Origin of the sequence: Sphingomonas elodea ATCC 31461 (assembly GCF_000226955.1) — a bacterium.
Taxonomy (GTDB): Bacteria; Pseudomonadota; Alphaproteobacteria; order Sphingomonadales; family Sphingomonadaceae; genus Sphingomonas; species Sphingomonas elodea.
Map to the genome: position 1 here is coordinate 1 of NZ_AGFU01000100.1, position 17,194 is coordinate 17,194.

Genomic DNA, 17,194 nt, shown 5'->3' on the forward strand with positions numbered 1-17,194 from the left:
GAAGAACGCCATCGGCAGGAACACCGCCGACAGGACGAGGGCGATGGCTACCAGCGCGACCTGGATCTCGTTCATCGAACGGATCGTCGCCTCGCGCGGCGTCATCTCCGGATTCTCTTCCATCAGGCGCTCGACATTCTCGACGACGACGATCGCGTCGTCGACGAGCAGGCCGATGGCGAGGACGAGGCCGAACAGGGTGAGCGTATTGATCGAGAAGCCGAGCGCGTAGAACACGCCGAAGGTACCCAGCAGCACCACCGGCACCGCGATCGCCGGGATCAGGGTCGCGCGCCAGCTCTGCAGGAACACGAACATCACGATGACGACGAGGATGATCGCCTCGATCAGCGTCTTCACCACTTCCTCGATCGAAAGCTTGATGAAGCCGGTGGTGTCGTTGGCGTATGCGTATTTGAAGCCGGGCGGGAAACCCTTGGACGCGGCTTCGACCTGGGCCTTGACGAGGTCGGCGGTCTTCAGCGCGTCGGCGCCCGGCGACAGCGAGATGGCAAGGCCGGCACCCGGATGGCCGTTGATGCGACTGGAGGAATTGTAATTGTCCGAACCGAGCTCGACGCGGGCCACGTCGCGCAGCTTCACCGCGGCGCCGCTCGCATCCGTCTTCACGATGATGTTGGCGAACTGATCCGGCGTCTGCAGCCGCGATTGGGAGGTCACGGTCGCGTTGAGCATCTGCTCGTTCGGCATCGGCTGGCCGCCCAGCTCGCCCGCGGCGATCTCGGTGTTCTGCGCCTGGATGGCGGCGATGATATCGTTCGGGATCAGGCCGTAGCTGGCGAGCCGCGAGGGGTTCAGCCAGATGCGCATCGCATAGGGGGCACCGAACACATTGGTGTCGCCGACGCCCTCGATCCGCGACAGCGGGTCCTGCAGGTTGGAGGCCAGCCAGTCGGACACGTCGAGATTGGTCTTCTTGTCGGTCGAATCATAAACGCCGACGATCATCAGGAAATCGGGGTTCGACTTGGTGACGGTGAGGCCCTGCTGCTGCACCTGGGTGGGCAGGCGGGAGAGCGCCTGCTGCACCTTGTTCTGCACCTGTACCTGGGCGATGTCCGGATTGGTGCCCTTCTCGAAGGTGGCCGAGATCGACACCTGGCCGCGCGAGGTGGACGAGCTGCTGAAATAGAGCAGTCCGTCGATGCCGCTCAGCTGCTGCTCGAGCACCTGGGTGACGCTGTTCTGCACCGTCTCGGCCGAGGCGCCGGGATAGGTGGCGCGGATGTTGACCTGGGGCGGCGCGATGTCCGGATATTGCGCGATGGGGAGCGAGAAGATCGCCGCCAGCCCCATCAGCATCACGATGATGGCGAGCACCCAGGCGAAGATCGGCCGGTCGATGAAGATGCGCGACATGGGGCTCAGCCCGCCTTGGCCTGGCCGGCGCCCTGTGACTGGCCGCCGCCCTGGCCCTTTTTCTGCGGCTCGATCTTCTGCGGCGTGTTGGCCGGCACGGGCTTGATAGCGATGTCCGGCTTGAGGTTGCCGGTGCCCTGCACGATCACCTTGTCGCCCGGGGCCAGCCCCTGCGTGACCACCCAGTTCTCGCCCAGCGTCCGCTCGGCGACGACGGTGCGTGCCACGGCCCTGTTGCCGGGCCCGACGACATAGACCGTGGCATTGCCCTTGGGGTCGCGCGAGACCCCGGCCTGCGGCACCAGATAGGCCTGGGTGTCGATCGCCTGGGCGAACATCGCGCGGACGAACATGCCGGGGAGCAAAATGTTCTGCGTGTTCGGGAATCGCGCGCGCAGCGTGACGGTGCCGGTGCTCTCGTTGACGATCACCTCGGTGAACTCGACCGTGCCGGTGGCGCCATAGTCGCTGCCGTCTTCCAGCTTCAGCCGCACGCTGGCGCTGACCGGGGCGATGCCGTCGCGGGCGAGGGCCTTGCGCAGCGCGAGGAGGTCGGCGCTCGACTGCTGGATGTCGACGAAGATCGGGTCGAGCCGCTCGATCACCGCCAGCGGGTCGGCCTGGTTTGCGGTGACCAGCGCGCCTTCGGTGAACAGCGAACGGCCGATTCGCCCGGTGATCGGGGCCGGCACGCGGGTGAAGCGCAGGTTGATCTGCGCGGTCTGGAGCGCGGCCTGCTGCTGCGCCACCTGCGCGGCCGCCTGACGGGCCTGGGCGACCGCATCGGTATAGTCCTGCTGGCTTACCGCCTGCATCTGGGCAAGCGGCTTGTAGCGTTCCGCCCTCGTCCGCGCCGCTTCCAGATTCGCCTGGGCGTTCTGCACGTTCGCCCGCGCCTGGGCGACGCTCGCCTGATAGAGGCTGGGATCGATCTGGTAGAGCGTCTGGCCCTGGCGGACCACCTCGCCCTCCTTGAAGAAGCGGCGCTGGATGATCCCGGCGACCTGCGGGCGGACCTGCGACATCTGAAAGGCGGTCACGCGGCCGGCGAGCTCGGTCGTCATCGGGACGCTGCTCGGCTGCACGACGACATAGCCGACCTGCGGCGGACCCGAGGGCCCCCGGCGCCCGCCCTGCTGCTTGCCGCCGCCGTCGCCTCCGCCGCAGGAGGCGAGAAGCAGGGCCGATGCAACGAGGATCAGGCCCGAACGGCGATAGCTGGTCGGAGCGTTCAAATTTCAGAACCCGCTTTGGGGGCGGCCCGAGGGATGCCGGGTCGCCGGTCACTGCCAAACGCGGCCTTAGATGCCACGTTTCCGCAGTGCCACAAAAGAGTTGTCGCAAAATATGTCGAAAGGGGCGGGGCGCCGGTCGCCCCGCCCCTTTCCCCGCGATCAGAAAGCGAACGTTTCCCCGATCGTGCGCTCGCCGACCAGGAACGCATCTGCCACCAGTTGCAGCGGGCGCACGTCGACGTCGCTCTCGCCCGCGGCGACCAGCTCGGCGAAGCGGGCATAGAGCCGGGCATATTCGCGGTCCGGCGCCTTGTGCGCTTCCTCGCCGGGCAGCTGCAGGATGCTGCCGCCCATGGCAAGGCGCAGCGTCCCGGCATCGGTATCCACCTCGATGTCCCAGGTCTGCGGCCCGGTCTGGAGGAAATCGAAGTCCGCGGTGACCGCCGCACCGCCACTGCGCATGTGCAGCTTGGCGCGGAGCGGCGAGGCACGGCCCTCGGGCACTTCCATCCATGCCTGGTCGAGCAGCAGCGCGTCCGGCAGGATCTTGGTGACGATCGACAGCGCGTTGATACCAGGATCGAACACGCCGAACCCGCCGGCGGCGAGGATCCATTCCTGGCCGGGATGCCAGCGACGGATGTCCTCGCGCCAGGAAATCCGCGCGGCCGTGATCTGCTTGCCCTTGAGCCAGGCCTGGGCGGGCTCGACCCCGGCCGCCTCGCGCGAATGCCAGGTGGTGAACAGCGTCACCCCCTTCGCCTGCGCACGCTTGGCGAGATCGGCGATCTCGGTCAGCGTCGCCGCCGGCGGCTTTTCGAGCATCACGTTCAGCCCGGCGTCGATGGCGATGCGTGCCTGGTCGTAGCGGCCTTCGGGCGGGGTGCAGAGCGATACCGCGGTCAGGTCGTGCCCGCCCGCGATCAGCGATTCGATGTCGGTATGCGCCGGCACCCCGTCGACATGCGCGTTGCGGCTGGCGGTGGCGACCAGATCGAAACGGTCATCCCCGGCCAGCGCCGGCAGGTGCTGATCGCGCGCAATCTTGCCGATCCCGACGAGTCCCAGACGTATCCGCTCCGACATTATCCACCGTCCTTTTGTAAGATATATATGCTTCCTATTGGCGCGCGCCGCGGTTATCAAGCCGCGGTTGGTACGCCCAATTCGCCCCGTAGCGGAGGAATCATGACGGAAGAAGCTGGAACTCGCCCTGCGCCGCTGCGCTCGCGTGCGTGGTTCGACGACCCGAATAACCCCGACATGACGGCGCTCTATGTCGAGCGCTATCTGAACTTCGGCCTCAGCCTGGAAGAGCTGCAATCGGGCAAGCCGATCATCGGCATCGCCCAGACCGGCAGCGATCTTTCTCCGTGTAATCGCCACCATCTCGAACTCGCCAAGCGGGTGCGCGAGGGCATTCGCGACGCGGGCGGAATCGCCATCGAATTTCCCACCCATCCGATCCAGGAAACCGGCAAGCGCCCGACCGCGGGCCTCGACCGCAACCTCGCCTATCTGAGCCTGGTCGAGACGCTGTACGGCTATCCGATCGACGGCGTGGTGCTGACGATCGGCTGCGACAAGACGACCCCGGCCTGCCTGATGGCCGCGGCGACCGTGAACATCCCCGCGATCGCGCTGTCGGTCGGCCCGATGCTCAACGGCTGGTTCAAGGGCGAGCGCACCGGATCGGGCACGATCGTGTGGAAGGCGCGCGAGATGCTCGCGGCGGGCGAGATCGATTACAAGGGCTTCATCCAGCTCGTCGCCTCGTCGGCGCCGTCGACCGGCTGGTGCAACACCATGGGCACCGCCACGACGATGAACTCGATGGCCGAGGCGCTCGGCATGTCGCTGCCGGGCTCGGCGGCAATCCCCGCGCCCTACCGCGACCGCGCCGAATGCGCCTATCGCACCGGCCTGCAGATCGTCGAGATGACGCTGGCCGATCGCAAGCCCAGCGACGTGCTGACCCGCGAGGCGTTCCTCAACGCGATCCGCGTCAACTCCGCGATCGGCGGATCGACCAACGCGCCTATTCACCTCAACGCGATCGCCCGCCACATCGGCGTCGAGCTGACCCTAGAAGACTGGGAATCCTACGGCGCCGAGGTGCCGCTGATCGTCAACCTCCAGCCCGCGGGCAAATATCTGGGCGAGGATTTCTACCGCGCCGGCGGCGTGCCCGCGGTGATGGGCGAGCTGTACCGCGCCGGGCTGCTCCACAACGACGCGCTGACCGTCAACGGCCGCACCATCGGCGAGAATATCGGCACGGCGGAGATCGAGGACGCGGACGTCATCCGTCCGCTCGCGACGCCGCTGCGGCCGGCGGCGGGACTCACCGTGCTGTCGGGCAATCTATTCGACAATGCCGTGATGAAGCTCAGCGTGATCTCGGACGAGTTCCGCGCGCGCTACCTTTCCAACCCGGACGATCCCGGCGCGTTCGAAGGCACCGCCTTCGTGTTCGACGGGCCGGAGGACTATCACCACCGCATCGACGATCCCGCGCTCGGCATCGACGAGAACAGCATCCTGATCATGCGCGGCGCCGGGCCGGTCGGCTATCCGGGCGGTGCCGAGGTGGTCAATATGCGCCCGCCGGTGGCGCTGATCCAGGCGGGCGTCCATGCGCTGCCCTGCCTGGGCGACGGCCGCCAGTCCGGCACCAGCGGCAGCCCCTCGATCCTCAACGCCGCACCCGAAGCGGCGGTGGGCGGCGGCCTCGCGCTGGTCCGCACCGGCGACCGTATCCGCATCGACCTCAACACCCGCTCGGCGAACATGCTGGTCAGCGACGAGGAGCTGGCGCAGCGCCGCGCCGATCTGGGCATCGACTATGTGCCGGAATCGCAGACGCCGTGGCAGGAAATCCATCGTGGGCTGGTCGGTCAGTTCGACGGCGGCGCGGTGTTCGAGAATGCGGTGAAGTATCAGCGCATCGCCCAGACCAAGGGCCTGCCGCGCGACAGCCACTGAGCGGTCGCCGCGACCAGTCAAGTTCGTCATTCCGGCGAAGGCCGGAATCCATGGGCGCCTTCGTCGAGGCTCTTGCTCGGACCGAGTGGCGAATGGATCCCGGCTTCCGCCGGGATGACGAGCGTTGGGGACTTGGCCAGCTGGTTACGCGCGACGGGCGGTGGGCCGGCTGCCGAGCTGGTCGAGCGCATCGGCATTGTCGCGCCCCCAGGCATAGAGCAGCTCGACCGGCTCGACGAACCGGTCGCCCAGATCTCGGGCCCTTCGAGGCCTATGGGAAAGGCAGCCTGCCGCAGACCCCGTTCCGCGAGGAGCAGGGCCGGCTCGACGTCGACAATTTCTACTATGCCCAGGAGGACGCAGTGTTCGCCGCCGCCGAACGTGACGACTTCAGCTGGAGCGTGCATCGCCCGCACACCGTGATCGGCAAGGCGGTCGGCAATGCGATGAACATGGGTACCACGCTCGCCGTCTATGCGACGCTGTGCCGCGAGACCGGTCGGCCGTTCCGATTTCCCGGTTCGGCCGCGCAATGGTCGGGGCTGACCGACATGACCGATGCGGGACAGCTCGCCCGGCACCTGCTGTGGGCGGCCGAGACGCCGGCGGCGGCGAACGAGGCGTTCAACGTCGTCAACGGCGATGTCTTTCGCTGGCAATGGATGTGGGCACGGATTGCCGAATGGTTCGGCCTCGAGCCCGCGCCGTTCGACGGCACGGTCCAGCCGCTCGAGCAGCAGATGGCGCACGATGCTGCGCTATGGCAGCGTATCGCCGATCGGGAAAGGCTGGCCGAGCCGCGCCTTGCCCGCCTCGCCTCGCCCTGGCACACCGATGCCGATCTCGGTCGGCCGATCGAAGTGGTGACCGACATGTCGAAAAGTCGTCGGATGGGTTTCACCGCCTATCAGCCGACCGACGACGCCTTTTTCGCGCTGTTCGCGCGGCTGCGTGCGGACCGGCTGATCCCTTAAGCGGCCGCGGCGCCTGTCGAGGTCTCGATCAGTTCCACCACGTCGCCGATCAGCGTGCGCATCGCGGTGCGCGCGGTGGCCGGATCCTTGGCCGCGATCGCGTCGCGCACCGCCGCATGGTCAGCGACGCTGGCGGTGCGGCCCTTGATCCGGTTGGTGAAGCGGATCGAGGTGCGCAGCGCGGTCGCCACCATCTCGCGGAACTGCGCATAGAAGGGGTTGCCCGAGGCGCGCAGCACGGCGACGTGAAACGCGATATCTGCGTCCAGCGTATCGTCCTGCCCGCGCTCGGCGGCTTCCATCCTTGCCAGGCCGGCGGAAATCTGGCGTAGATCCTGCGCAGTCGCGAACTGCGCTGCCAGCGCCGCCGCTTCGGGCTCGATCGCGATGCGGAGCTGGCTGAACTGGCGCAGCAGGTCGACGGAAAACTGCCGCTCGAGCAACCAGCGCAGCACGTCGGTGTCGAACAGGTTCCACGACGAGGCCGGTTGCACCACCGTGCCCTGGCGGGGCCGCGCGCTGAGCAGGCCCTTGGCGGTGAGCATCTTCACCGCCTCGCGCGTCACCGATCGGCTGACGCCATGCTGCTTGGCCAGCTCGGCCTCGGTGGGGAATGGCTCCGTCTCGTAGCGCCCGGTCACGATCGCCCGGCCCAGCGCATCGAGCAGTCCGTAGGTAAGGTTGCGACCGAGCCCCGAGCGAACATCGTCGGGCTGGGACGAGAGAGACGTGGACATCCTTGGTGCTACTTCCTGTTCGGTCGCGGAATGCGGCAGGAAATGCCGCGTTGTGACGTCCAGATTACGCCTGTCACGCGGCTGGACAACCCCGATATATCCGATAAATGAACGATCGTCCTGCGCCGCCCCGGCGGCCGAACCTCAGACGCTGAGAGATTGCCTTCATGGGTATGCGTTTTTCGGGCTCTTTCCTGGCCGTTGACTGGGGCACGACCAATCGCCGCGTCTTCCGTATCGAGGGCGGTCGCGTCGCCGATACCGAGCGCGACGACAGGGGCGTCACGTCCGTAACCGATTTCGCCGCCGAGGCCGCCGGCATCCGCGCACGGCACGGCGACCAGCCGCTGCTGATGGCGGGCATGGTCGGCGCCAATATCGGCTGGGCCCCGGCCCCCTATGTCGCGGCACCGGCGGGGATCGCCGAGCTGGCCGCGGGGCTGCTCTGGGTCGAGGACCGCAGCGCGATCGTGCCGGGCGTATCCACCATGGTCACCGGCCGGCCGGACGTGATGCGCGGCGAGGAAGTGCAGCTGCTCGGCGCGGTGCGCGCCGGGCTCGCGCCGGCCGACGCGCTGCTGGTCCAGCCGGGCACCCACTGCAAATGGGTGGAGATGGTAGACGGCCGTATCGCCGATTTCACCACCGCGATGACCGGCGAGCTGTTCGCCACGCTGCGCAAGCACGGCCTGCTGGCGGCGCAGCTGGGCGGCGACGTCGCGGTCGGCCCGGCTTTTCTCGAAGGCGTGGAGGAGGGGCGCAAGCGCGACCTCGCCGCGTCGCTGTTCGGCATCCGCGCCGCCAAGATGCTGGGCGTGCGCGACGATGCCGATGCCGCCGCCTTCGCCAGCGGCCTGCTGATCGGCAGCGACGTCGCCGCGCGGCTGGCGCATGCCGGGCACGACACCGTCCATATCCTGGCCGACCCGATGCTGGGCGGCCTCTACGCTGCGGCGATTCAGGCGCATGGCCGCGCGGCGGTGATCGCCAGCAGCCATGACGCCTTCGTCGCCGGAATCCTCGCCCTAGCGGAGCAGATTGCATGAGCCACATTGCCGAATTCGACGCCGCCTTTGCCAAGTGTCCGCTGATCGCGATCCTCCGCGGGGTGAAGCCCGACGAGGTCGAGGCGATCGGCGACGAGCTGGTCGCCGCCGGCTTCACCCTGATCGAGGTGCCGATGAACTCGCCGGAGCCGCTCGAGAGCGTGGCCCGGCTCGCCAAGCGCTTCGCCGGCCGCGCGGTGATCGGCGCGGGCACGGTGCTGAAGGTCGAGCAGGTGCAGGCGGTGGCCGAGGCCGGCGGGACGATGATCATCTCGCCCAATGCCAATCTGGATGTGATCCGCGCGAGCGCGGCGGCGGGCCTGGTCTCGCTGCCCGGCATCATGACGCCAAGCGAGGCCTTCGCGGCGCTGGATGCGGGCGCGACCGCGCTCAAGCTGTTCCCGGCCGAGGCGGCGAGCCCCACGGTGCTCAAGGCGATGCGCGCGGTGCTGCCCAAGGAGACGCGGGTGCTGCCGGTCGGCGGCATCGCGCCGGACAATATGGGCCCTTGGCAGGCGGCCGGTGCGCCCGGCTTCGGCCTGGGCTCGGCGCTGTACAAGGTGGGGCTGAGCGCGGCGGAAGTCGGCGCCAACGCCCGGGCGTTCGTGGCGGCGCTGTAAGTTCAAGACCCTCCCCGGCACGGGGAGGGGGACCAAGACGCGCAACGGCTTGGTGGAGGGGGAGAGCAGCGGGCGGTCCCTTGCGGAGATCCCCCTCCACCACCGCCTTCGGCGGCGGTCCCAGCATCGGGGAGGATTGCCGGGGGCAATCCAACCCGATGCTCGTGTCGGGGAGGATCTAAGGGCACATTGCCCCCCGCCGCAAACCGGCCTAATAGCCGCGACCAAATGGCACGTATCCAGACCCCCCAGCGCATTCGGGGCACCCAGGACATTTTCGGCGAAGACCAGCGGCGGTTCGCCGCGGTGCTCGAGACGTTCGACCGGGTGCGCAAGCTCTACTGCTTCCAGCGGCTCGAAATCCCGATCTTCGAGGCGACCGGCGTGTTCGCCCGCTCGATGGGCGAGACCTCGGACGTCGTCTCCAAGGAGATGTACAGCTTCGAGGATCGCGGCGGCGACTCGATCACGCTGCGCCCGGAGTTCACCGCCGGCATCGCCCGCGCCTATATCAGCGAGGGCTGGCAGCAGTTCGCGCCGCTGAAGCTCGCGACCTCGGGCCCGGTGTTCCGCTACGAGCGCCCGCAAAAGGGCCGCTATCGCCAGTTCCACCAGATCGACGCCGAGATCCTCGGCGTGCCCGAACCCGCCGCCGATGTCGAGCTGCTGGTGCTGGCCGACCAGCTGCTCAAGGAACTCGGCATCGCGGACGGCGTGACGCTGCAGCTCAACACGCTGGGCGATGCCGCGACCCGCGACGCCTGGCGCACCGCGCTGGTCGCGCATTTCGAGGCGCACAAGGCCGAGCTGTCCGAGGACAGCCTGGCGCGGCTGGAAAAGAACCCCTTGCGCATCCTCGATTCGAAGGACCCGCGCGACCGCCCGATCGCCGACAGCGCGCCGGACATCGACGCCTATCTCACGCAAGAAGCCGCCGCCTTCTTCAAGGCGGTGACCGACGGGCTCGACGCGGCCGGCGTCGCCTGGACGCGCAACGCCCGACTGGTGCGCGGGCTCGATTATTATCGCCACACCGCGTTCGAGTTCGTGACGGACCGGCTCGGCGCGCAGGGCACCGTGCTGGCCGGCGGCCGCTATGACGGGCTGATCGGCTCGCTCGGCGGTCCCGAAACGGCGGGCGTGGGCTGGGCGGCCGGTGTCGAGCGGCTCGCGATGCTTATCGAGGAGCCGAAGGCGGCGGCGATCCAGGTCTATGTCGTGGTCGAGGACGATCGCGTGCAGGCGGATGGCGTGCGCGCCGTATCCGCGCTGCGTCGCGCCGGGCTGGCGGCCGAACTCCTCGCCACCGGCTCGCCCCGCAAGCGGTTCGACAAGGCGGTGAAGAGCAACCCCGACGCGCTGTTGTCGCTGGGCGTCGCCGATGGCGCGACGTCGAAGCGGCTCAAGGTAAATGTCGGTGACGCCGCCGCGATCGAGGCTGTGCTCGGCAGTGTAGCCTGGGGCGGCCCGACCGAATGACCCGCATCCCCGCGGACCGCATCGCGGCGATCGAGGCGCGGCGCGACGAGTTGCAGGCGCTGATGGCGTCGGGCGAGCTCGCCGGCGATCGCTTTGTTCAGGTCTCGAAGGAATATGCCGAGATCGAGCCGGTCGCGGTCGCGGCGGGCAATGTCCGCCGGCTGCGCGCCGAAGGGGAATCGCTCCAGCAGATGACGCAGGACGCCGATGACGAGCTGCGCGCGATGGCGGTGGAGGAACTCCGCGCCAACGAAGGCACGCTCGCCGAGGCCGAACGCAAGCTGGCCCTCGCCCTGCTCCCCAAGGACGCGGCCGACGAGCGCCCGGCGCTGCTCGAAATCCGCGCCGGCGTGGGCGGGGACGAAGCCGCGCTGTTCGCGGGCGATCTGCTGCGCATGTACCAGCGCTATGCCGATCGGCTCGGCTGGCGCACCGAGCTGATCTCGGCCAGCACGTCCGAGGCGGGCGGCTACAAGGAAGTCGTGGTCGGCATCACCGGCACCGGCGTGTTCGCGAAGCTGAAGTTCGAGAGCGGCGTCCACCGCGTCCAGCGCGTGCCCGCTACCGAGGCGGGCGGGCGCATCCATACTTCGGCCGCCACCGTCGCGGTGCTGCCCGAGGCGGAAGAAGCCGATGTGCAGATCGACGACAAGGATCTGCGTATCGACATCTACCGCGCCTCCGGCCCCGGCGGCCAGGGCGTCAACACCACCGACAGCGCGGTGCGGATCACCCACTTGCCGACCGGCATCGTCGTGATCCAGCAGGACGAGCGTTCGCAGCACAAGAACAAGGCCAAGGCGATGAAGGTGCTGCGCACCCGCCTGTACGAGGCCGAGCGCGAGCGGCTGGCGGCCGAGCGCGTCGGCGCGCGGCGCTCGATGGTCGGCTCGGGCGATCGTTCGGAGCGGATCCGGACCTACAATTTCCCGCAAGGCCGGGTGACCGACCACCGCATCAACCTGACGCTGCACCGCCTGCCGGAGATCCTCGAAGGCGAGCTCGATGAACTGGTCGGCGCGCTCGTTTCGCAGGACGAGGCCGACCGGCTTGCCCAGCTGGACTCGTAAAATGCCTCCCCGGCAAGGGGCGGGCGACAGCACGGTTAGGCCACGGGGTGGCGCACGCGTCACGCACCCTCACCCTTCCGGCGCTCCGCGCCTCCTTCCCTCTCCCTTGGAAGGGAGAGGGATTGCGCACCTGTCTCCCTCTCCCTTCCAAGGGAGAGGGAAGGGGCCCGCCGCCAATGGCGGTGGGAAGGGTGAGGGTGAGCGCGTTTGATGGCTCCCGCCCCATCTTCGGCAAGCGCAAGAGGCGTTAGAGCCGCGCTCGCGGATGCCACCCGCCAGCTCGAAGCCGTGTCCGACACGCCGCGCCTCGATGCCGAACTGCTGATGGCGCACGCCCTCGGCACGACGCGCGACCGGCTGCTGCTTGGCTGCCTGGACGATCCCGCGCCCGAGGCATTCGCCGCCCTCGTCGGCCGCCGCCTGACCCACGAGCCGATCGCCTATATCACCGGCACGCGCGCCTTCTGGACGATCGACCTCGCGGTTGGGCCCGGCGTGCTGATCCCCCGCCCGGACAGCGAGACGCTGATCGAGACCGCGCTCGCCTGGTTCGGCAGCCGCGCACCGACGCGCATCCTCGATCTCGGTACCGGTCCCGGCACGCTGTTGCTCGCCGCGCTGGCCGAATGGCCGGAGGCGGAGGGGCTGGGCGTCGATGCCTCCGAGACCGCGCTCGATTATGCCCGCCGCAATGCCGAGGCGCTGGGCATGGCCGCGCGCGCCGACTTCCGCCTCGGCGACTGGGCCGCCGGCGTCACCGGGCCGTTCGACCTGATCCTCGCCAACCCGCCCTATATCGGCACCGAGGAGCCCCTGCCGCCCCAGGTGCGCGACCACGAACCTCCGCAAGCGCTGTTCGCGGGCCGCGACGGGCTGGACGATTATCGCCGCATCGTCCCCGCACTGCCCGGCCTGCTCGCGCCCGGCGGGGCCGCAGTGCTGGAGATCGGCTGGACCCAGGCCGAGGCGGTTTCTTTGCTCGGACAGGAACATGGCCTGTCCCCAAGCGTCTATAACGATATGGGTGGACGGCCGCGCGTGGTCCGGCTGACTTGAAACTACGCGCAAACGTCACATATTTCTGCTTGGAGAATGGTACGCCAGCGGCTAGAAGAAGGCCGGGGCGAGGCACCTTCAACCAAGTTGTTGAGATAAAGGGCTGAGGCCCGACTCCATGGTCATGTGTGCCGCTGCAGTCCGGCGGCCGTGGCAAGCGGAAGGTTCTGGGCACGCCCGGAACCGGCCGCGAATGTAACCCTGCATCCGGAACCTCGATGGATCGACGGACGGCTTTGTAAAGACAGGACAACGAGACCTTGATGAACAATCGTCAGGCCGGCCGCCGTCGCGGTCGGGGCGGCCAGCAACAGCGCCAGGGCGGAGGCTCGAACAACCAGGGCAACGGCAGTCGGATCGATAACCGCGCCCGTGGCAATGCCGCCCAGCTGCTCGAGAAGTACAAGAATCTGGCCCGTGACGCGCAGATGCAGGGCGATCGCGTCAACGCCGAATATTATCTGCAGTTCGCCGATCATTATTTCCGCGTATTGAACGAGAATCGCTCGCGCTTCGAAGAGCAGAACCAGCAGCGCCGCCAGCGCGAAGACTTTGACGGCGACGACGAAGAATTCGAACTGGAAGGCGAGGCCGGCCGCGAGGACGAGGGCGAGGCGCCCCGCCAGCAGCAGCCCCGCCGCGAGCGCGAACCGCGCTTCGAACGCGAAGGCCGCGAGCCGCGTGGCGACCGCGAGGGGCGCGACTCCCGCGAAGGCCGCGAGCCGCGCAGCTATCGCGAGGACCGGCCCGAGCGCCAGGACCGCCGCGAGCGCAGCAATGGTGCCGCGAACGGCCATGCCAACGGCCATGCGATTGAGGTAGCCCCGGCTGAAGCCGCAGCACCCATCGAAGCGCCGGTTGCCGAGGAAGCCCCCGCCGAGGCCCCCCGCCGCCGCGGTCGCCCGCGTCGCGAGGCGCCGGTGGAGGCTGAGGCGAGCCACGGCATCGACGCCGCGATCCTTCCCCCCGCCATCGGCGCCGATCCGGTGTCGATAGAAGCGGAGGCGGAAGAGGCCCCCAAAAAGCCCCGCCGCCGCCGCGTCGCCAAGAGCGATGAAGCCGAGGCACCCGCTGCCTGAGGCTTCGGGAAATCGAACAGGAAAAGGCCCGCGTCCGATGAGGAGGCGGGCCTTTTCTTTTGGCGCGGCAGGAAGAATTGCAGATCGGCTGAACCGCGCACAATCATTGTCCATGAGACGCGCCGCCTCCGCCTCGGCGTCCATCGCCGCGCTGGCACTTTCCGCCTGCAACCCGCCGACGGCGCAGCCGCTGGCGATCTATCACGACATGCAGCATCCGAACGACTGGGATGACGAGCGCGTTTCAGACCGGGAAATCGCCCTCCGGTACCCGGTACTGGGGAGGATCCCGCCCTTCGTCCGCAAAGGCGATCGCCTTTACCTGCTGGTACAAGTCACGCAGCCACGCGCTCTCTCGACAGAAGTGGTGTTCAGCGAGAAGATAACCGCCGCGCGCGTTGCCGCCTTCAAAGCACAATATCGGGAACTTGCGCCGTTGCTCACGCCTGCAATGCCACCGATGCCCGGCAGCAACCCTGAAACTCCTGGCCCAACCCGCTGAACCTGCTACCATCGCCGCGACAAACCGATTGCAGGGGAGGATCGGCATGCGACCTGTGGTGTGGCTCTTGGCAGCGGCATGGCCGTTCGCCGCGCAGGCGCAGCAGGTCCCCGCGCCGGATCAGACCGCGCAGGGCGATCTCGCCATCACCATTTACCAGAACAACCAGGCGCTGGTGCAGGACGTGCGCACGCTCAGCCTCACCGCCGGGCGCGTCCGCCAGGAATTCCCGGACGTCTCCGCACAGATTCGCCCGGCCACGGTCACCCTCTCCGGTCCAGGCCTCGGCATCGTCGAGCAGAATTTCGATTTCGACCTGCTCACGCCGTACAAGCTGATGGAAAAGGCGGTCGGCTCGGTCGTCACCATCGTGCGCACCAACCCGGCTACCGGTGCCGAGACGCGCGAGCAGGCGCGGGTACTGTCCGCCAATGGCGGCATCGTCCTCCAGATCGGCCCCCGCATCGAGGTGCTGCGCGACGACGGCCTGCCGGTGCGCGTGATCTTCGACAAGGTGCCGGAAAATCTCCGCGCCCGGCCGACGCTGTCGGTCACCCTACAGGTGGCCAGCGCCGGACGGGTGCCGGCGACGCTGAGCTATCTCACCCCCGGCCTTGGCTGGACGAGCGACTATGTGATGCTGTTCGACGAGGCGAAGAGCACGATTGATCTGCAGGGCTGGATCACCCTCACCAACAATACCGGCACCACCTACAGCAATGCCGCGGTGACGCTGGTCGCCGGTGCGCCGAGCGGCGCTGCCGCCTTCGGCCGGCTGAACGACGCGACCGTCGACACGCCCGGCACCGAAACCGGCCCGCGGGAGCGGCTGGGGGATTACATCTTCTACCCGCTCGCCCAGCGCACCACGATCGCCAACGCGCAGCAGAAGCAGGTCGGCTTTCTCGACGTGAAGGGCACGCCGGCGCGCAAGACCTATGAATGGACCAACGCCTGGCTGGGTGCGGACAGCGATCCGCGCAGCGCCGCGACCGTCCTCAAATTCTCGACCGCGAAGAGCGGCGGCCTGGGCGACCAACTGCCGAGCGGCACGATCCGCGTCTATATGCGCGATCGCAAGGGCGAGCCGCAGTTCATCGGCGAAAGCCGGGTGGAGGCGGCACCGATGGGCTCCGCCATGTCGCTGCGCACCGGCGAGGCGTTCGACGTGAAGGGCGCGGCGGTGGTGGCCGAGCGCAAGAAGCTCTCGTCCAAGCGGTGGAAGACGACGATGCGCTATGACTTCACCAATGCCCGCGCCGATGCGGTGACGGTGGAGCTGGCGCAGACCGGCCTGTGGGGCGATGTGCGCGTGCTGGAGCAGAGCCTTGCCGGCGAGCGCGTCTCTGCCGATCGCATGGAGTGGAAGGTGCCGGTGCCCGCCAATGGCAAGGCATCGGTGACCGTGGTGTTCGACAGCCGCTACTGACCCGATGCTCGGCCGCATCGCCTTCGGCCTTGTCGCGCTGCTCGCTGCCACCCCGGCGGCCGCGCAGGCGCTGGTGCTGTCGGAAAAGCCCGATGCGGTGGCAGTGACGCTCTATCGTGACGTGCACCGCGAGGTGGAGCCCGGTCGGGGCTGGCCCGGCGGCTATGCGCTGATTACCGAAACGCGGACGATCACGCTGCCGGCGGGGCCGTCGGTGATCCGCTTCGTCGGCGTGTCGGAGGGGATGATGCCCGAGACCGCCATCGTCACCGGCCTGCCGCGCGGGGTGGGGGAGAAGAATCGTGATGCCCGGCTGCTCGGCCCGGCGACGCTGATCGATGCCTATCTCAAGCGCAGCGTCACCGTGCGCCGCACCAATCGCGCCACCGGCAAGGTGACCGAAAGCGAGGCGGTACTCCAGTCCGGCCCCGAGGGCGGCGTGCTGCTCAGCACCGCGCAAGGGGTGGAAGCGCTCGGCTGTTCGGGACTGCCCGAGAAGGTCGTCTATCCGGGCGTGCCCGCGGATCTCGCCGCCAAGCCGACGCTTTCGGTGACCAGCGACAATGCGGCCACGCAGACCGTAACGGTACAGCTCTCCTATCTGGCCCAGGGTTTCGACTGGTCGGCCCATTATGTCGCGCGACTGGGCGAGGGGGATATGCTCGACCTGTTCGGCTGGATGACGGTGGTGAATGGCGGCAGCCAGGGCTTTGCCGATGCGCGGACCAGCGCGGTCGCGGGCAAGCTCAACAAGGGGCGGGCGGCGCCGCTGCCGCGTGGGGAATCGACGGCGTTGCGCCTGCAATGCTGGCCCTTGGGCAACACGTCGATGGCGGGTCCGCCGCCGCCTCCTCCGCCGCCGCCCGCTTCCGAATATCAGGAAAGCTTGGAAATCGTCGTCACGGGCCATCGTGCGTCGCTTGCGATGGCAGCCCCGGCGCCACCGCCGCCTCCGGCCCCCGCGATGGTGGCGCAGCAGGAAGAACTGGGCGACCTGAAGCTCTATCGCGTGCCCGAGCCGGTGACGGTTGCCGCGCTGTCCACCAAGCAAGTGGCGCTGCTGCATCGCGAATCGGTCAAGCTCGCGCGGCTCTATCGCGGTAGCTTCACGCCCTTCCGCTACACCGAAGGCGAAGCGCGCCCGCCGAGCCGCCCGACCCAGATCGTGCTGCGCACCGAGAATCGCGCCAGCGAGGGGCTGGGGCTACCCTTGCCCGCCGGCAAGCTCGCACTGTTTGCGGATCGCGCCGGCGCGCCGGTGTTGCTCGGCGAATCGGATCTCGCCGATCGCGCGGTGGGGGACGAAGTGGAATTGATCCCCGGCACCAGCAGCGAGGTGCGCTTCACCGTGATCGGCCGCCCCGGGGGCAAGCGCCGCGAGGCGTTCGCGGTGGAGGTGACCAACGCGCACGATGTGCCCGTCACCTTCGAGCTGCCGATTCCCTATCCGATCGCCGATGCCGATGCGCCGCTGGTCGAGCGCAAGGGCGTGAAGACCTGGCGCGTCACCGTGCCGGCCAACGGCACCGCCACCTTGCACCTCGCCCGCACCCTGGAGCGCTGAGCCCTTAGTCGAGGTCGACCTCGTCCTTCAGCGGATCC

14 protein-coding genes and 1 pseudogene are annotated in these 17,194 nt (G+C 68.4%); 11 read left to right on the plus strand and 4 right to left on the minus strand.

Annotation, left to right across the window (positions count from 1 at the left end; translation table 11 throughout):
* The 3 genes from KK7_RS0118850 to KK7_RS0118860 form a co-directional block, all read right to left on the minus strand.
* The coding region (locus KK7_RS0118850) for an efflux RND transporter permease subunit (protein WP_010546194.1) at positions 1 to 1,380 on the minus strand (1,380 nt) is incomplete at its 3' end.
* A gap of 5 nt (positions 1,381 to 1,385) precedes the next feature.
* Positions 1,386 to 2,615 carry an efflux RND transporter periplasmic adaptor subunit gene (locus KK7_RS0118855; protein WP_010546195.1) on the minus strand — a complete coding sequence of 410 codons (1,230 nt, stop codon included), beginning with the start codon at positions 2,613 to 2,615 and terminating at the stop codon, positions 1,386 to 1,388.
* Between the two features lie 159 nt (positions 2,616 to 2,774).
* A complete protein-coding gene (locus KK7_RS0118860; RefSeq protein WP_010546196.1) occupies positions 2,775 to 3,701 on the minus strand; it encodes a Gfo/Idh/MocA family protein in 927 nt (308 codons plus the stop codon).
* Between the two features lie 102 nt (positions 3,702 to 3,803).
* Here KK7_RS0118860 and KK7_RS0118865 point away from each other — a divergent pair, with 102 nt between their 5' ends.
* Positions 3,804 to 5,600, plus strand: coding sequence for an IlvD/Edd family dehydratase (locus tag KK7_RS0118865; RefSeq protein ID WP_010546197.1), 1,797 nt, complete (start codon positions 3,804 to 3,806; stop codon positions 5,598 to 5,600).
* Between the two features lie 254 nt (positions 5,601 to 5,854).
* Positions 5,855 to 6,574: pseudogene (locus tag KK7_RS21255) on the plus strand (Rossmann-fold NAD(P)-binding domain-containing protein); the annotation flags it as partial.
* On the opposite strand, the gene KK7_RS0118875 reads toward KK7_RS21255, so the two are convergent.
* Entirely contained in the window at positions 6,571 to 7,311 is a 741-nt protein-coding gene (locus KK7_RS0118875) for a FadR/GntR family transcriptional regulator (protein WP_010546199.1), read from the minus strand. The pseudogene KK7_RS21255 and the gene KK7_RS0118875 overlap by 4 nt on opposite strands.
* 167 nt (positions 7,312 to 7,478) lie before the next feature.
* Here KK7_RS0118875 and KK7_RS0118880 point away from each other — a divergent pair, with 167 nt between their 5' ends.
* The 9 genes from KK7_RS0118880 (at position 7,479) to KK7_RS0118920 (ending at position 17,156) form a co-directional block, all read left to right on the plus strand.
* Positions 7,479 to 8,357 (plus strand): 2-dehydro-3-deoxygalactonokinase, encoded by an 879-nt coding sequence (locus tag KK7_RS0118880; protein ID WP_193378037.1) that lies wholly within the window; start codon positions 7,479 to 7,481, stop codon positions 8,355 to 8,357.
* Positions 8,354 to 8,977: a 2-dehydro-3-deoxy-6-phosphogalactonate aldolase gene (locus tag KK7_RS0118885; RefSeq protein ID WP_010546201.1), complete on the plus strand. Its 624-nt coding sequence runs from the start codon at positions 8,354 to 8,356 to the stop codon at positions 8,975 to 8,977. Before KK7_RS0118880 ends, KK7_RS0118885 begins: the two co-directional genes overlap by 4 nt.
* Before the next feature lie 228 nt (positions 8,978 to 9,205).
* A complete protein-coding gene (gene hisS, locus KK7_RS0118890) occupies positions 9,206 to 10,456 on the plus strand; it encodes a histidine--tRNA ligase (RefSeq protein ID WP_010546202.1) in 1,251 nt (416 codons plus the stop codon).
* Positions 10,453 to 11,526 (plus strand): peptide chain release factor 1, encoded by a 1,074-nt coding sequence (gene prfA, locus KK7_RS0118895; protein ID WP_010546203.1) that lies wholly within the window; start codon positions 10,453 to 10,455, stop codon positions 11,524 to 11,526. The genes hisS and prfA overlap by 4 nt, the downstream gene beginning before the upstream one ends.
* Positions 11,527 to 11,736: 210 nt before the next feature.
* Positions 11,737 to 12,582: a peptide chain release factor N(5)-glutamine methyltransferase gene (gene prmC, locus KK7_RS0118900; RefSeq protein ID WP_051121416.1), complete on the plus strand. Its 846-nt coding sequence runs from the start codon at positions 11,737 to 11,739 to the stop codon at positions 12,580 to 12,582.
* Positions 12,583 to 12,845: 263 nt separating this feature from the next.
* A complete protein-coding gene (locus KK7_RS0118905) occupies positions 12,846 to 13,661 on the plus strand; it encodes a DUF4167 domain-containing protein (RefSeq protein ID WP_010546205.1) in 816 nt (271 codons plus the stop codon).
* A gap of 112 nt (positions 13,662 to 13,773) precedes the next feature.
* Positions 13,774 to 14,163, plus strand: a complete 390-nt coding sequence (locus KK7_RS0118910) for a hypothetical protein (RefSeq protein WP_029623442.1) — start codon at positions 13,774 to 13,776, stop codon at positions 14,161 to 14,163.
* A 46-nt stretch (positions 14,164 to 14,209) separates the two neighbouring features.
* Positions 14,210 to 15,592, plus strand: coding sequence for a DUF4139 domain-containing protein (locus tag KK7_RS0118915; protein WP_010546207.1), 1,383 nt, complete (start codon positions 14,210 to 14,212; stop codon positions 15,590 to 15,592).
* A gap of 4 nt (positions 15,593 to 15,596) precedes the next feature.
* Positions 15,597 to 17,156: a DUF4139 domain-containing protein gene (locus KK7_RS0118920; RefSeq protein WP_010546208.1), complete on the plus strand. Its 1,560-nt coding sequence runs from the start codon at positions 15,597 to 15,599 to the stop codon at positions 17,154 to 17,156.
* Positions 17,157 to 17,194 lie beyond the last annotated feature (38 nt).

Coding starts and splice junctions, on each gene's coding strand:
- KK7_RS0118860 (WP_010546196.1), bottom strand. CDS start 3,701: ATGTCGGAGCGGATACGTCTGGGACTCGTCGGGATCGGCAAGATTGCG.
- KK7_RS0118865 (WP_010546197.1), top strand. CDS start 3,804: ATGACGGAAGAAGCTGGAACTCGCCCTGCGCCGCTGCGCTCGCGTGCG.
- KK7_RS0118875 (WP_010546199.1), bottom strand. CDS start 7,311: ATGTCCACGTCTCTCTCGTCCCAGCCCGACGATGTTCGCTCGGGGCTC.
- KK7_RS0118880 (WP_193378037.1), top strand. CDS start 7,479: ATGGGTATGCGTTTTTCGGGCTCTTTCCTGGCCGTTGACTGGGGCACG.
- KK7_RS0118885 (WP_010546201.1), top strand. CDS start 8,354: ATGAGCCACATTGCCGAATTCGACGCCGCCTTTGCCAAGTGTCCGCTG.
- hisS (WP_010546202.1), top strand. CDS start 9,206: ATGGCACGTATCCAGACCCCCCAGCGCATTCGGGGCACCCAGGACATT.
- prfA (WP_010546203.1), top strand. CDS start 10,453: ATGACCCGCATCCCCGCGGACCGCATCGCGGCGATCGAGGCGCGGCGC.
- prmC (WP_051121416.1), top strand. CDS start 11,737: ATGGCTCCCGCCCCATCTTCGGCAAGCGCAAGAGGCGTTAGAGCCGCG.
- KK7_RS0118905 (WP_010546205.1), top strand. CDS start 12,846: ATGAACAATCGTCAGGCCGGCCGCCGTCGCGGTCGGGGCGGCCAGCAA.
- KK7_RS0118910 (WP_029623442.1), top strand. CDS start 13,774: ATGAGACGCGCCGCCTCCGCCTCGGCGTCCATCGCCGCGCTGGCACTT.
- KK7_RS0118915 (WP_010546207.1), top strand. CDS start 14,210: ATGCGACCTGTGGTGTGGCTCTTGGCAGCGGCATGGCCGTTCGCCGCG.
- KK7_RS0118920 (WP_010546208.1), top strand. CDS start 15,597: ATGCTCGGCCGCATCGCCTTCGGCCTTGTCGCGCTGCTCGCTGCCACC.